This window comes from Microbacterium enclense, assembly GCF_001456955.1.
In the GTDB taxonomy this organism is placed as follows: Bacteria; Actinomycetota; Actinomycetes; order Actinomycetales; family Microbacteriaceae; genus Microbacterium; species Microbacterium enclense.
This window is the reverse complement of the sequence record NZ_KQ758476.1, coordinates 72899-86783: the sequence shown is the minus strand read 5'-3', so window position 1 is coordinate 86783 and position 13885 is coordinate 72899. Positions and strand designations below refer to the sequence as shown.

At 70.5% G+C, this 13885-nt stretch carries 9 protein-coding genes; 1 reads left to right on the top strand and 8 read right to left on the bottom strand.

The window, feature by feature from the left end; translation table 11 throughout:
- Window positions 1-38: 38 nt before the first annotated feature.
- From AS029_RS15995 to AS029_RS15980, 4 genes are all read right to left on the bottom strand, one after another.
- Entirely contained in the window at window positions 39-941 is a 903-nt protein-coding gene (locus AS029_RS15995; protein WP_058233589.1) for a glycine betaine ABC transporter substrate-binding protein, read from the bottom strand.
- Window positions 942-1071: 130 nt separating this feature from the next.
- Window positions 1072-2076: an ABC transporter permease gene (locus AS029_RS15990; protein WP_058233588.1), complete on the bottom strand. Its 1005-nt coding sequence runs from the start codon at window positions 2074-2076 to the stop codon at window positions 1072-1074.
- The gene (locus AS029_RS15985) at window positions 2076-3395 is read right to left on the bottom strand and encodes a quaternary amine ABC transporter ATP-binding protein (protein ID WP_058233587.1); all 1320 of its coding nucleotides are present in this window, start codon (window positions 3393-3395) and stop codon (window positions 2076-2078) included. Before AS029_RS15985 ends, AS029_RS15990 begins: the two co-directional genes overlap by 1 nt.
- A gap of 385 nt (window positions 3396-3780) precedes the next feature.
- Window positions 3781-4086 (bottom strand): chorismate mutase, encoded by a 306-nt coding sequence (locus AS029_RS15980; protein ID WP_058233586.1) that lies wholly within the window; start codon window positions 4084-4086, stop codon window positions 3781-3783.
- Between the two features lie 80 nt (window positions 4087-4166).
- Between AS029_RS15980 and AS029_RS15975 the strand changes: the two genes are divergently transcribed.
- A complete protein-coding gene (locus tag AS029_RS15975) occupies window positions 4167-5291 on the top strand; it encodes an AI-2E family transporter (protein ID WP_058233585.1) in 1125 nt (374 codons plus the stop codon).
- Here the strand turns inward: AS029_RS15975 and AS029_RS15970 are convergent.
- From AS029_RS15970 to AS029_RS15955, 4 genes are all read right to left on the bottom strand, one after another.
- Window positions 5251-6354: a LacI family DNA-binding transcriptional regulator gene (locus AS029_RS15970; RefSeq protein WP_074615978.1), complete on the bottom strand. Its 1104-nt coding sequence runs from the start codon at window positions 6352-6354 to the stop codon at window positions 5251-5253. The genes AS029_RS15975 and AS029_RS15970 overlap by 41 nt on opposite strands.
- A 69-nt stretch (window positions 6355-6423) precedes the next feature.
- Window positions 6424-8397, bottom strand: coding sequence for an Ig-like domain-containing protein (locus AS029_RS15965; protein WP_058233584.1), 1974 nt, complete (start codon window positions 8395-8397; stop codon window positions 6424-6426).
- Between the two features lie 17 nt (window positions 8398-8414).
- Window positions 8415-10706 (bottom strand): beta-L-arabinofuranosidase domain-containing protein, encoded by a 2292-nt coding sequence (locus AS029_RS15960; RefSeq protein WP_058233583.1) that lies wholly within the window; start codon window positions 10704-10706, stop codon window positions 8415-8417.
- A gap of 79 nt (window positions 10707-10785) precedes the next feature.
- On the bottom strand, window positions 10786-13818 hold the full coding sequence (locus AS029_RS15955; RefSeq protein WP_058233582.1) for a family 43 glycosylhydrolase: 3033 nt from the start codon (window positions 13816-13818) through the stop codon (window positions 10786-10788).
- Between the last annotated feature and the right edge of the window lie 67 nt (window positions 13819-13885).

Genomic DNA, 13885 nt, shown 5'->3' with positions numbered 1-13885 from the left:
GACGCCCCTCCGATGCGGAGGGGCGTCGTCGTGGAATCTCAGCGCTGCGTCGAGAACGCGCCGGGGTTCTGCTCCAGCCAGGCGTCGACGGCCTCGGCCTCGCGGCCCTCGCCGTACTCGTTGACCACGAGGTCTTCGAGTGCGCCGTACTGCTCGTCGTCCAGCTGGATGCCGGCGATGAGCTCAGCGGCATCCGGGTACTGCTTGGCGAAGCCCGAGGTGCCGAGGAAGTGCAGCGCTTCGGGGGTGCCCATCAGCCCCTGGGGGTCTTCGAGGTCCTTCACGTCGTAGGCGTCGTTGGCCCAGAACGGACGCCACAGCGTCACCGCGATGTCCTTCTGCGCAGCGATCGCGTTGTCGAGCTCGGTGAGCATCGCCGCGGTCGACGAGGTCACGAGCTCGTACTCGCCGTCGAGGCCGTACCCGGGGAGCATCGTCTCCTGCGTCTGCGTGGTGAGACCGGCCCCCGGCTCGATGCCGTAGATGCGGCCGTCGAAGCGCGACGCGTTGCCCTTCAGCTGGTCGATCGAGTCGATGTCGACGTAGCTCGGCACAGCGATCGTGAGGGTGGCGTTGTCGTAGTACGCGCCGAGGTCGTCGATCTGGTCGCCGTAGCGGTCCATGTACGACTTGTGGGTGAGCTCGGGCCAGGCCGAGGGGTAGATGTCGACGTCGCCCTGGGCGAGGCCGGTGTACAGCGGGCCCGCCTCGGTGAGCGTCTGCATCTCGACGCGGTAGCCGAGCTTGCCGAGCTGGTCTTCGAGCAGGTACGCGGTGCTGAGACCGTCGGTCCACGAGGGCAGGAAGCCGAGCGTGATCGTGCCCTTCTCGCCGCCGTCGCCCGAGCCGCCTTCGGCCATGTTGCCGCTCGCGCAGCCGGCGAGCAGCAGGGCTCCCGCGGCGCCGAGGGCGAGTCCGGAGGTGAGGTGTCGCGTGTTCATCACTGTGTTCTCTTCCTTTTCGTATGCATTTCCTTCAGTGCCCCCCGCGTGAGGGGTCAATTTCTGTCGCCTGGCGCGCGCCGAAGCGACGAAGATTGACCCCTCGCGCGTAGGAGGGGGATGCCGCGACTCAGCGCCCGGACGACACCGGCGCGCGACGAGGCGACGCCTGCTCGCGCTCGGCCTCGCTTGCGGCATCCGTCGAGGCGGGGTCGGCGTGCGGCGCCGCGGGGGCTGCGGCCGTGACGACCGCGGCGGACCGCGCCGTCCGGCGCCGAGCGAGGACGCCCAGCAGCGAGCCGCGGTTGTCGGCGCGGTTGCCGAGGGCCGCGGTGAGGCGATCCAGGTAGACCGCGAGGATGACCACGCTGAGGCCGGCCTCGACGCCCTTGGGCAGGTTGACGGTCGAGATCGACTGCACGACCTCCTTGCCCAGGCCGTCGGCACCCACGATGCCGGCGACGACCGCCATCGACAGCGCGAGCATGATGACCTGGTTGACGCCCGCCATGATCGTGGGCATCGCCAGCGGAAGCTGGATGCCGCGGAGGATCTGCCCGGGCGTGGCGCCGAACGCGTGTCCCGCCTCGACGGTCTCGGAGTCGACCCCGCGGATGCCGAGCTCGGTCAGACGCACGCCCGGGGGCAGCGCGAAGATGACGGTCGAGACGACGCCGGGCACCACCCCGATGCTGAAGAACGTGATCGCCGGGATCAGGTAGACGAAGGCGGGCATGGTCTGCATGAAGTCGAGCACCGGTTTGAGGATCGCGCGCACCGTGGGGTTGCGCGCCGACCAGATGCCCAGCGGCACCGAGATCGCCACGGCCACGACGGTCGCCACGAGCACCAGAGCCAGCGTCTGCATGGCGGTGACCCACTGCCCCATCGCGAGGATGAGCGCGAAGCCGATCACCGTCCCCAACGCGAGCTTCCACGAGCGCAGCAGCCATGCGAGGGCCGCCGCGACGACGATGACCACCACGATCGGGGCGGCGAGCAGCACGTCGCTGAGGCCTCCGACGAGGAAACGCACGACCACGGCGACGAGGTCGAGCACGCCCGAGAGGTTGTCGCGCACCCAGTCCACGCCGGCATCCACCCAGGATCCGACCGGAATGCGGAAGCCATCCATCAGCGCACCCCCTCGGTCTCGGATGCCACGACCCCCGCGGCAGCGGGCACCGCGTCGAGCACGGCGTCGATCTCGGCGGAGGGCAGGGGCTGCGGCAGCACGGTGATCTCCTCGGTGGCTGTCGGACCGGGGCCGAGGGCGGCGAGCAGGGTCACCCGCGGGATGACGCCGGTCAGGCGGCCCTCCGCGTCGAGCACGGCGAGCGGCAGGGGCGACTCGACCGAGGGCACGAACAGGTTCATGAGCACCTCGTCCTCGCGCACGCTCTGCGGCAGCGGACGCAGCTTCGACACGAGCGAGCTCTCACCCGCGCGCACGAGCTTCATGGCATCCCGGTCGGTGATGATGCCGAGCGGCTTGCGGTCGCGGTCGGTGACGTAGACGGCCGACATGTAGGCGTCGCGCATCTGTCGCAGGGCCGTGCGGGGGCCCGCCGAGGCGTCGACGCGCGGACGCGGACGCTCCATGACGTTGCCGGCGGTCAGCACGCGGGCGCGGTCGACGTCCTGCACGAACTGCTCGACGTAGTCGTTGGCGGGGTCGGTGAGGATGTCTTCGGGCGTGCCGATCTGCACGATGCGCCCGTCGCGCATGACGGCGATGCGGTCGCCGAGGAACATCGCCTCGTTGAGGTCGTGGGTGATGAAGACGATGGTCTTCTTCAGCGTCCGCTGCAGTTCGATGAGCTGCTCCTGCATCTCGCGGCGGATGAGCGGATCGAGGGCGCTGAACGCCTCGTCCATCAGCAGGATGTCGGTGTCGGCGGCGAGCGCACGCGCGATTCCGACGCGCTGCTGCATGCCGCCGGACAGGGCGGAGGGGAGCTTGTCGCCCCAGCCGTCGAGGCCGACGAGCGCGAGGATCTCCTCCGCCTTCGCGAGACGCTCGGCCTTGCCCACGCCGCGCAGCTCGAGCGGGTAGGCGACGTTGGCGGCGACCGTGCGATGCGGCAGCAGCGCGAAGTGCTGGAACACCATCGCGAGGCGTTCGCGGCGCAGCGACCGCAGGCGCGCGGTGCCGACGCCGGTGAGAGCGTCGCCCTGCACCTCGACGGTGCCGGCGGTCGCCTCGTGCAGGCCGTTCAGCATGCGGATGATCGTGGACTTGCCGGAGCCCGATAGGCCCATGATGACGAAGATCTCGCCGGGTCGGACGTCGAAGCTCGCGTCGATGACGGCGGCGGTCCCGTGCTCGGCGATCTCGTCGCGGCGGGCGCCGGAGCGGAGCTTGTCGACGGCGGCGTGCGGGGCACGGCCGAAAACCTTGAACAGACTGCGCGCCGAGAGGGCGGGCGCCTCGAGAGCAGGCGGATGGGTCACTGTGTACCTCGGCGGCCTTCGGGTGGCCGCGGCGGTCACGCCCGGGTGGCAGCCGTCGATGCTCTCCGGGGGTGGAGCACGCGCGTCGGATGTCGGATCCGTCGCCTCGGCCGCCGACCGTACGCTCGCGGCACCTCCTCCCCCGAGGCGGCACCGGCGACCGCGGACTGGTCGGGTGGGCGGCCCGGAAACGGGCCTCGACCAAGGTTTCACGCAATGGATACGCTGGCAAATCGCCCAGCGCCTTGCGATTCAGGATGCCGTGTGTCACGCGCGGGCGCGTGCGCCGCCTCGTCGGGGGAGGCGCCGGCGGGGGTCCGCGTGCGTCAGTCCGGGCGTGTCGCGGCCGCGCGCGTCAGCGTGTCACGGGTCTCGAGTCGCGGCCTCAGTCGGCGACGGACTCCGCGGCGGCCGAACGGTGGTGGCGGATGACCTCGGCCACGACGAAGTTGAACCACTTCTGCGCGAACGCGGGATCGAGGTCGGCGTCTTCGGCCAGACGCATGAGGCGGGCGATCTGCTGCTCTTCACGAGCGGGGTCGGATGCCGGCATCCCGTGCTTCGCCTTGAGCACGCCCACCTGCTTGGTGCAGCGGAAGCGCTCGGCCAGGAGGAAGATGAGCGCGGCGTCGATGTTGTCGATGCTGCCGCGAAGCCCCTGCAGGATCGTCGAGGGGTCGGCGTCGGTCATGTGTCCTCCCAGATCGCTCCGACCCTATCGCGTGGGGCGGCGCTCCGGATGCCGCGACCGGGGAGTCCTACAGTGTGACCATGAGCCGATCGACGCGTCCCGATCCCACCGCCGCGGGAGCCGAGGCCGGCGCGCCGACCTCGCGCGACAGGCCCGTATGGACGGGGCTCTCGCGCCCGTACGCGGCGGGGTTCTTCCTCACGCTCGGCGGCCTCACCGCCGCTCTGCTGGCCCTGGCCCTGTCGAACCTGTCGACGGTGCTCATCTACATCGCGATCGCGCTGTTCGTCGCCCTCGCGCTCGACCCGCTCGTGCGATTCCTCGTGCGCCACGGCCTGTCGCGCGCGTGGTCGATCGTGATCGTCTTCGGCGGACTCGCGCTGATCCTCGCCGGGTCGCTCTGGCTGCTCATCCCGCCCGTCGTCCGCCAGGTCGAGCAGTTCATCGGCGACATCCCGGCGTTCGTCAACGACCTCATCGACAGCGACGCCGTGCGCTGGGTCGAGGCGAACTTCGGCGACAGCCTCGGCGACGTGCTGAAGGAGGTGCAGAGCTTCGTCACCAACCCCACGAACATCGCCGCGATCGGCGGCGGTCTCCTGCAGGTCGGCGTCAGCATCGGCACGTTCATCTCGGGCGCCATCATCGTGCTGGTGCTGAGCCTGTACTTCCTGGCATCCCTCCCCCGTATGAAGAACAGCCTCGTGCGACTCACCCCCGCGCGAAGCCGGTCGACCGTCGCCGATATGACGGGGCAGATCACCGATTCGGTCGGCGGCTACCTCGCGGGAATGGTCGTGCTGGCCTTGTGCAACGCGGTGTTCGCCTTCATCGTGCTCACGATCGTTCAGCAGCCGTTCGCGGCCCTGCTCGCGGCCCTGGCGTTCGGGATCACCCTCATCCCCCTCGTCGGGTCGGTGCTGTTCTGGGCGACCGCGACCATCTTCACCCTCATCGTCAGCCCCACCGCGGGATTGATCTTCGCCATCGCCTATCTCGTCTACATGCAGCTCGAGGCATATCTGTTGACGCCGCGCGTGATGAACCGCACCATCTCGATCCCCGGCGCGCTCGTCGTGATCGGCGCGCTCGTCGGCGGCACCCTGCTGGGCCTGCTCGGAGCGCTCGTCGCGATCCCCGTCACGGCCTCCGTTCTGCTGATCATCAAGCAGATCGTGATCCCGCGACAGGATGCCAAGAAGTAGGCGGATACCACCGGCGCCGCGACGCGCCCGAGGCGGTGAGCACATCCGCGGCGGCCATCGACGTGGACTCGCGGACGATCAGCTGCGGCTCGATCCCGGCGTGACTGGGCTCCGTCTCGCCGTCGATGGCCGCGATGATCTGCTGAAGCGCCAGTTCGCCCAGCGACGCGAAGCGTTGGCGGACGGTGGTGAGCGGGGGGAGGACGTGCCGGGCGTCGACGGAGTCGTCGAAGCCGACGATGCTGACATCCTCGGGCACACGGATGCCACGCCCGTGCAGCCCGTGGATGACGCCGAGCGCGATCTGGTCATTCGCCGCGAACACCGCGGTGGTCTGGCCCAACTCGACCGACCGGCCGAACGCGAACCCGAAATCCGACGTCCAATCGCCGACGACGTACGGGCCCTGCGCCGCCCCCGCCGCGGCCAGACACTCGCGCCATCCCTGTGCGCGATCACGAGCGTCGAACCAGTCGATCGGACCCCCCAGGTGCGCGATCGTGCGGTGACCCAGATCGATGAGGTGCTGAACGGCCAGGCGCGCGCCCAGACGTTGATCGACGCCGACCGTGTGCCATGACGGGTCCGCCTCCGCCTTGATCACGACCGTGGGCAGACCCGTCATCTGGTCACGGAGAACATCCAACGATGATTCCCGCGGAGCGATCACGCACAGCGCATCGATCCCCTGTGTCACCAGCTCCATCACGCCCGAGTCCATCTGCGACGCCTCATCGTCTCCGATCGAGAACGCGCTCACCGCGTACCCGGCCTCGCGCGCCGCCTTCTCGAAGGCGCGCAACGTGCTGTTCGGCCCGTTCTGCACCGGGCCGTCGATCAGCACGCCGATACGCCGGGCACGCCGCGTGGCGAGGGCCCGGGCCGTCATGTTGGGCGCGTAGTCGATCTCGTCGATCACGCGCAGGACGCGCGTGCGCGTCTCACGGCTGACGTTCGGTTGATCGTTGATCACGCGGGACACCGTCTGGTGCGAGACGCCGGCGAGACGCGCCACGTCGTAGATGCTCGGTCGCTGCCGTCCGAGGCTCGACGGTCGGGGCATGGGCAGTCCTCCAGATCGGAAGGAGCAGGCGGCCGGGTCGACGGCGATGACGTCGACCCGGCCGTCTGCTCAGAGCGCGCGGTAGTCGGCCGTCTTCTCGTCCGACACCTCTCGACCGTCGACGACGGCGGTGGCCTCGACGTGCACCTGACCGGCGGGGATCGTCGTCGAACGCGAATTGACGGACACGCTCACCGATCGGCCCGGCCCGACGCCCGTGAAGGTCTTCGAGCCGTACGGCGTGGTGACGACGAGGTCCATCGCGACATCGTCGGTGTTCTTCGCCGTCGCGATCACGTAGGCCTTGCCCGCGATGAGCCGCGTCGTCGCCGACGCCTCGATCTCGAGGGCCGGAGTCGCCGTGCGCGACGGGAGTGTGATCGTCCGCGTCGACTCCTCGTTGCCCGCGGCGTCCTGTGAGCGGATGTGCACGTATCGCGGGGCGTCGGTCAGCTCCACCGAGAACGGCTTCTCGTAGGTGGCGAACATGTTGTTCGACGCGCCCGCGGGGTCGGCGTCGGGGCCGTCCGACCAGACCGTGCGCGCGAGCCCCGAACCGGGCTCGGCGTCGGTCGGCGAGAGCGTCACGACGGCGGAGACGCCGTCGACCACCTCGACCGTGTCGCGGGTGACCGGGGCGACGGTGTCGATCTTCGCGCTCGCCCGGGCTTCGCCCACGGCGCCGTCGACGGCGGTGGCTCGAGCCAGGACGATGACCTCGCCCTGGCCGTCGACCGCGACCGGCTCGCTGTACGGCCGCCAGGTCGCGCCTGCGTCGAGGCTCACCTCGATCGAGCGGAGATCGGAGGCGGTCTTCTGAGCCGTCACCGTCGCCTTCGGGGCGGTGATGTACCAGCCGGAGCCCTCGGGGGCGCCGTCGAACGCGATGGAGACCAGAGGCGTCGTCTGATCGACCGGGGCGACGACGAACACGGTCGCGAGCGCCCCGGCGGAGAAGCCCGCGACGGTTCCCGACACGTCGAACATCGCCTCGGCATCCGCGTACGCGTCCGGAGAGATGGGATCCCAGGTGACGGGGACGCCGCTCGCGGCCGTACCGTCGTCGAACGCGGCGCGCACGGTGGCGGGCAGCACCGGGGCCACACCCGGCGCGGTGATCACCGAGGTGTAGTCGATGGAGGTCATCGTCTGCGAGAGCTCATCCGCGACGAAGACCGTCGCCTCGACCGTCTGGGCGTCGTAGCCGTCCACCCGGCCGCTGACCGCGAACGTGCCGGGCTGGGCCACGTTCGCCGTCGACACGGCATCCCACGTCACGGGGATGTCCTGCAGGGGGATATCGGCGCCGATCACCCAGACGCGGGTCGGCAGGATGGGCAGCACACCCGTCAGGGTGCGGACCGCGACGTCCTCGGCCGCGACGAATCCGTCGCTCGGGTCGGGGTCGGGCTCGTCGGGCGCGGCGAACCCGGTGACCTCCCACTCGATGACGCTCGTTGCGTGCGGAGAGCCGTCGACGACCTGCCGCTCGAGGATCAACCGCAGCGAGCGCGTGGTCACCGCGTCGAACGCGACGGAGACGGGAGCGAGCGAGGTCTTCGGTTGCGCCGGGTCGAAGGCGGGCAGGGGGTAGGCGACGTCGTCGCCGCTCACGGGCTCCCACTCGCCGGCGGCATCCTGATACTCCAGCGACCAGCCGGCGGGGATCCGCACGCCGCCGTCGCCGACTCCCGCGTTCTGCCAGAGGTACAGAGTGGATGCCGACACCGTGACGGGGGTGTCCCACGTGTAGGTCACGACGTCGGTGTCGGGGGCGGGAGAGATGCCCCAGGTGCCCCACATCGCACTCAGGTTGTCGGTCGGTCTCGACGCGCCGTCGTTGAGGGCGGCGGCGGAGTTCCACGGCGGGACGTAGCTGACGGCGACGTCGGGGGCGTGCTCGCCGGTCGCGACGGCGACGTTGCCCGGCGTCTCGGCCGCGACAGGTGAGGGGGCCGCCACGGACGCGCCGACGACGAGGGCGAGGGCGGCGAGGGTGGCCAGGGCGACGGAAGCCCGCGGAAGGGAACGAGGGGTGTGCATGACGGGTCCTGCCGTTCTCACGCGTCGATCGGGGCCCGGCCGGCCGCGAGCAGCACCTTCTGGCGGTCGCGGGCGGTGAGCAGGTTCGCGTCGGTGAAGGACTGCGTCACCGAGCGCACGGCATCCAGGAAGGCCGTGCGGTCGGCGAAGGGCGACTCGGCCCACACCTCCTCCAGCAGGCTCGGACCGTTCTGACCGCGCGTCGGGTTGCGCACTTTCGAGTCGATGCCGGCGAAGGCGACCGTGGGTTCGGATCGCTGGAAGTACATGTGGTACGCCACGTCCTTCCCCGAGTAGGCGGGCTCGAAAGTGCGTCCATCGATCTCGAAGACGTTCCCGGCACGACGTTCGACGCCCCGGCGGATGGAACCGTCGAGCCCCGCCCGCGACGACAGCGCCAGCTTCGCGTAGCGCGTCGAGGAGTCGATGGCCGTGAGCACGACGGGTCCGTAGACGAGCGCCTGGATGTCGGCGCGGTCGGGAGTCGGCTCGGTGCGCAGGCTGAGCGGAACGGTGACGGTCACCGTGTCGCCCTTCGCCCACGAGCGGGTGAGGGCCACGTAGGTTCCGGGGGTGGTGTCGGCATCCGTCCGCTCCCCGTTCACGCTCACGCTCGCTCCGCGCGCCCACGCCGGGATGCGCACGTGCAGCGTGAACGACCCCGCGGGGGCGCTGGTGAACTCGAGGGTGGATGTGTCGGCCTCGGGGTACGACGACGTCTGCACGAGGGTCAGCCCCTTCTCGCCCCAGTCGAGGGTGGAGGCGATGTACAGGTTCACGTAGAGCGCGTCGCCGGCTTTGGACCGGAAGTAGATTGTGTCCTGGTACTTCACGTGGCTCTCGAGAGCGGTGCCGCCGCAGCAGGTCCCGATGTTGCCGTCGCCGTACTCCTTGCGGGTGCCGGGATTGACCGGGAACATGTAGCAGTTCTGCGGGCTGGTGGTCGACTCGGCGTCGCGGCGACCGCCGAGGATGTGGTTGAGCACGGTGCGCTCGTAGTAGTCCATGTAGGCCGGGTCCTGGTCGTGCAGGAACAGCGAGCGCGCGATCTTGAGCATGTTGTATGCGGCGCACGATTCGGCGTTGCGCTTGCCGATGTCACCGGCGACCGCGCCGGCCGGCCCCCACAGCTCGCCCTCGCCCGTACCGCCGTGGGCGTATGCGCGCCCCGGGACGACCATGCCGAACAGGTTCGTCACGGCGGTGCGGTAGCGCTCCTCGCCGGTCTGGTCGTAGAGCTTCAGGTAGCCCGAGAACGTGGGGATGTACTGGTTGGCGTGCCGGCCGTCGAGCGTGTCGCGGTTCTCGGCGCACGCGTCGACCAGGGCGTCGTAGGTGAAAAGCTTCGCCGCCTGCAGGAACTCCTCGCGGGCCGAGTCCGTCGACCGCCAGTAGAGCTCCACGAGCACGTCGTTCATGCCGCCGCACTCGCCCGCGATGTAGAGCGACCACATCTTCTGCAGCTGCGCCGGGGCGCACTTCGACAGACGCGAGTACACCCAATGGCCGATGCCCTCGGCCAGGGTGAGCGCGAGGGCGTTGCCCGTGTAGGCGTGGGCGTCGAGCAGGCCCGCCATGATCTTGTGCAGCGTGTAATACGGCGCCCAGATCTCGCCGTAGGGTGCGTAGTTCTCGAGGGCCGAGAACTGCCACTCGCCGTAGGCCGAGAGGAAGCCCGGGTGCGAGTAGCGCGGGGCGGTGCCGACCTTCTGCGCCGCGAGGGCGGCCCGACACTCCTCGAGGCCGGCGACGAATGCGCCGACCTTCTGCGCGAGCGCCCCCTCGCCGGTCGAGGCGTACGCCATCGAGAGCCCGCTCAGGAAGTGCCCGGCGAAGTGGCCGCGCAGCAGGCCCCCCGCGCCACGCGCGTTCTGCCCGGGCCGGTACTCCGACGGTCCCCAGCGCTGATCGTCGGGGGCGGGGCCGAATTCCTCCCATCCTCCGGGCGGCGTGGCGCCGCGGGTGTCGAGTCCCGCGTTGCGGCGGAACACCGCCAGCAGGGCATCGACGGAGTACGCGCGGTTCAGGATCAGCGCCTGCTTCTGCGCACGCGTGAAGACGCTCTGCCCCAGGGTGACCGCGCTCAGCGGGAAGGGCTGCAACGCCCACGCGTCGGGCATGACCTCGCGGGCCGCTGCTCGAACGATCGCAGCCGAGTGCCGGAGCCCGGGAAGGCGGAAAGCGGATGCCGCGGGGGCGGCGGCCGCAGGCGATGCCGGGAGCGCGCCCGCGGCGGCGAGCAGCCCACCCACGGCGCTCGAGCCGAGCAGCGCGCGTCGGGTGAGGACGGGGGGATGGATGGGGGTCATGCTGTCTCTTCTCTTCATCGAGCGGATTCGGGGCTTGATCAGCGGAGGGGGCGGGAGGAGTCGCCCCCTCCGCTGACAGTCAGTTCTGCGCGCCGTACGGCGCCTCGACGGTGGCGGTCACCGGAGCACCGTCGACCGTCGCGGTGGCCGTCACCGTGACCTCGCCGGCCGGAACGGACGCCCTGCGAGAGGTGAAGGTCGCGCTCACCGTCCTGCCCGGCTGTACACCCGTGATCGTCTTCGTGCCGTACTCGCTGGTGATCACGAGGTCGACCGCCACGTCGTCGGCGTTCTTCACGGTGGCGACCACGTACGCCTTCCCCGCGATCATCCGGGTCGACGCCGACGGCTCGATCGTCAGAGCCGGGGCGGGCGCCTCGGCGGCCCACGCCTCGAACTCCTGGATGCCGGCGGAGCCCTGGCCCTCCTGCGCACCCCACGACTGCATGAGGGCGCGCAGCGCCGTCGTCTCGACCGCGTCGAACGCGATCTCGTTCACCGCATCCGACGACCGGGCGTAGGCGTCATCGGTGGCGACGTCATGCCAGACGCCGTCCGTGCCGCGGTACTGCAGCACCCACGACCGGGGCGGGATCAGTCCCGCGTTCGCGGAGTCGGCGGCATCCCGGGCGAACCGCACGCCCGCGCGGTCGACGCGGACGGGGCGTTCCCAGTTGAGCTGAACCCACTGCTCGCCGACCCGGGGCCATGTGCCCCAGTTCGTCGCGGTGGACCCGTCGTTGACGTTGTCGACGGGAGCCCATCCCGAGGCCGACGACGCGGTCGCCGTCGCGTAGCGCGCCACGTTGCCGGTCATCGGCGCATCGGGCGAGCGGGGGACGGTCGTCGCGGTCGGCGTCGAGACGTTGCCCGCCGCGTCCGTCGCCCGGACGAAGACGACGTGCCGCTCGAGGTCGGGCGCTGCCACAGGCGCCGTGAACGGCTTCCAGGCGGTGGGCTCGTCGATCGCGTACTCCAGTCCGGCGAGACCGGAGCCGGAGTCGGTCGCCGAGGCCGACACGGCCCGCGCGTCGGTGTCGAGCTGCGCCGTGACCTTCGGGGCCGTCGCGTCGATGCGGAACGCCGCCGAGGCGTCGTCCGAGACGTTGCCGGCGGCATCCGTCGCCCGCGCGATGACGGTGTGCGCTCCGTCGGCGCTCACGACGGTGTCGACGCGGCGCACGTCGGCGGTGTCTGTCAGGGCGCCGCCGTCGATGCCGACCGAGATGCGCGAGCGCAGGTCGCGGTCGTCCGTGGCGGTGACGCGCACGGTCACGGGGCCGACGTACCAGTCGCCGGCGCCCCGGGGTCCGCGCAGGTCGACGCCGACCTCGGGTGCGGCGGTGTCGGGCGAATCGTCGAGCTCCTCGACCGTCACGGTCGCCTCGACGCGGCCGGCCGCATACCCCTGAGCGGTCCCACGAACCGCGAAGGAGCCGGTCTGCGCGTACGACGCGGGGTCGACGGCATCCCACTTCACGGGCGCGGCCACACGATCGACGCCGTAGATCAGCGCGACGGTGTCGGGCAGCACAGGGGCTTCACCGACCAGCGTGCGGGTGGCGGCCGGCGCGTACCCGTCGGCGGCGACGGCTGCGACCGACCACTCCTCCACCGCGAGGGCGGAGTACTTCACGGGCGTCGTCTTGCCGGGCGCGGCGTTCATCACGGCCCGCAACCGCGTCGTCGTCACGGGTTCGAAGGTCACCTCGTGCATCTCGCGAACCGCCGTCGGATAGCCGCTGGGGTTCCTTACGTCGTTCCACCGACCCTGGTCCCAGTACTGCAGCGACCACGATGCCGGGGCTGCGACGCCGTCACCGCTGCCGGGCTGGGCGTCGTTCCAGAACTGGATGGATGAACGATCGATGCGCACCGGCTCCGTCCAGTCGTATTGGATCCACTGGCTCGCGGGGCGGTCGGCGGCGTACGAGCCCCACATGTCCGGCGGGAGCGGGTTGGGGCGGGTGATGCCGTCGTTGAGAGCCGCGATCCAGTACTGCGTCGGGATCGGCTGGTTTGAGGCCGACGCCGTGGCCCACGGCGCCACGTTCTCCGACGGCGTCGCGTCGTCGTCCCGAACGGGCGTCGTGACGACCGGCTTCATCCGCGCGGGGGTGACCGAGTCGTCCCACTCGACCTCGTCGACGGCGACCGAGCGACGGAAGTGGTTCCCGCCGACCGCGTCGGCGGTGTGGTAGGCCATGTACCACTCGCCCTTGAACTCGGTGATGGCGGGGTGGCTCGTCGTCGACGACACCGGTGCCAGCACGCGGCCCTGCGAGGTCCACGGTCCCATCGGCGTGGGCGCCGTGGAGTAGGCGATGCACGCGTGGTACACCGCCGGGGTGCACCAGCTGTCGGGGCCCGCGGTGTTCGCGGCGTAGGCGAGGTAGTAGGTTCCCTTGCGCTCGAACAACCAGGCGGCCTCGAAGAAGCCGTCGACGCCGCTGCGGATCTCGGTGGGCGTCCCGATCAAGGTCTTCATGTCGGATGCCAGCTCGACACCGAACAACCTGCTGAAGCTGCCCCAGTACATCCACACGCGACCGTCGTCGGCGACGTACACGGTGGGGTCGATGTTGTGGGCGTCGTTGCCCAGGATCTTCTGCGAGACGATCGGCCCGCCGGCGTAATCGGTCCAGGGGCCGGAAGGCGTGTCGGACACGGCGATGCCGATGCCGAAGGGATCGACGGAGGTGCTCCCGGCCTCGTGCACGGGCACGTACCAGTAGAAGCGGTCGTCGGCGCCCTGCACGACCTGTCCGGCATAGGCGCGGCCGGGCGTCGCCCAGGAGAAGACCTGCTCCGGCCGCATCAGGGCCGGGTGGTACTCCCACTCGCCGCCCTCGACGTCGGTGGTCGAGAACGACTGCCACTCGTTCATGATGAAGTCGTTCGTGGTCGGGCCCGCTTCGTCGCGGCCCGCATAGACGTACAGCGTGTCGTCGACGACGAGGGTGGCCGGGTCGGCGGAATACACCGATCCGTCTCCGAGCAGGGGGTTGGGCAGGGCGGAGGCGGCGCCGGCGGGGGCCAGCGCGAGCAGGCCTGCGACGAGACCCGCGGCGGCGGTCGCCGCCAGGGTCCGGCGAGCGGTCAGTCTGGTCATGAGCTTCTTTCGCTTCGAAGATCCGGGATGGGGCGCCCGTCCGGGCGCGCGTGAGCGGGGCGCGCCT

What these genes read in the sequence shown, in the direction of transcription:
- AS029_RS15995 (WP_058233589.1), bottom strand. Translation starts at nt 941, where the DNA reads ATGAACACGCGACACCTCACCTCCGGACTCGCCCTCGGCGCCGCGGGA.
- AS029_RS15990 (WP_058233588.1), bottom strand. Translation starts at nt 2,076, where the DNA reads ATGGATGGCTTCCGCATTCCGGTCGGATCCTGGGTGGATGCCGGCGTG.
- AS029_RS15980 (WP_058233586.1), bottom strand. Translation starts at nt 4,086, where the DNA reads ATGACCGACGCCGACCCCTCGACGATCCTGCAGGGGCTTCGCGGCAGC.
- AS029_RS15975 (WP_058233585.1), top strand. Translation starts at nt 4,167, where the DNA reads ATGAGCCGATCGACGCGTCCCGATCCCACCGCCGCGGGAGCCGAGGCC.
- AS029_RS15970 (WP_074615978.1), bottom strand. Translation starts at nt 6,354, where the DNA reads ATGCCCCGACCGTCGAGCCTCGGACGGCAGCGACCGAGCATCTACGAC.
- AS029_RS15965 (WP_058233584.1), bottom strand. Translation starts at nt 8,397, where the DNA reads ATGCACACCCCTCGTTCCCTTCCGCGGGCTTCCGTCGCCCTGGCCACC.
- AS029_RS15960 (WP_058233583.1), bottom strand. Translation starts at nt 10,706, where the DNA reads ATGACCCCCATCCATCCCCCCGTCCTCACCCGACGCGCGCTGCTCGGC.
- AS029_RS15955 (WP_058233582.1), bottom strand. Translation starts at nt 13,818, where the DNA reads ATGACCAGACTGACCGCTCGCCGGACCCTGGCGGCGACCGCCGCCGCG.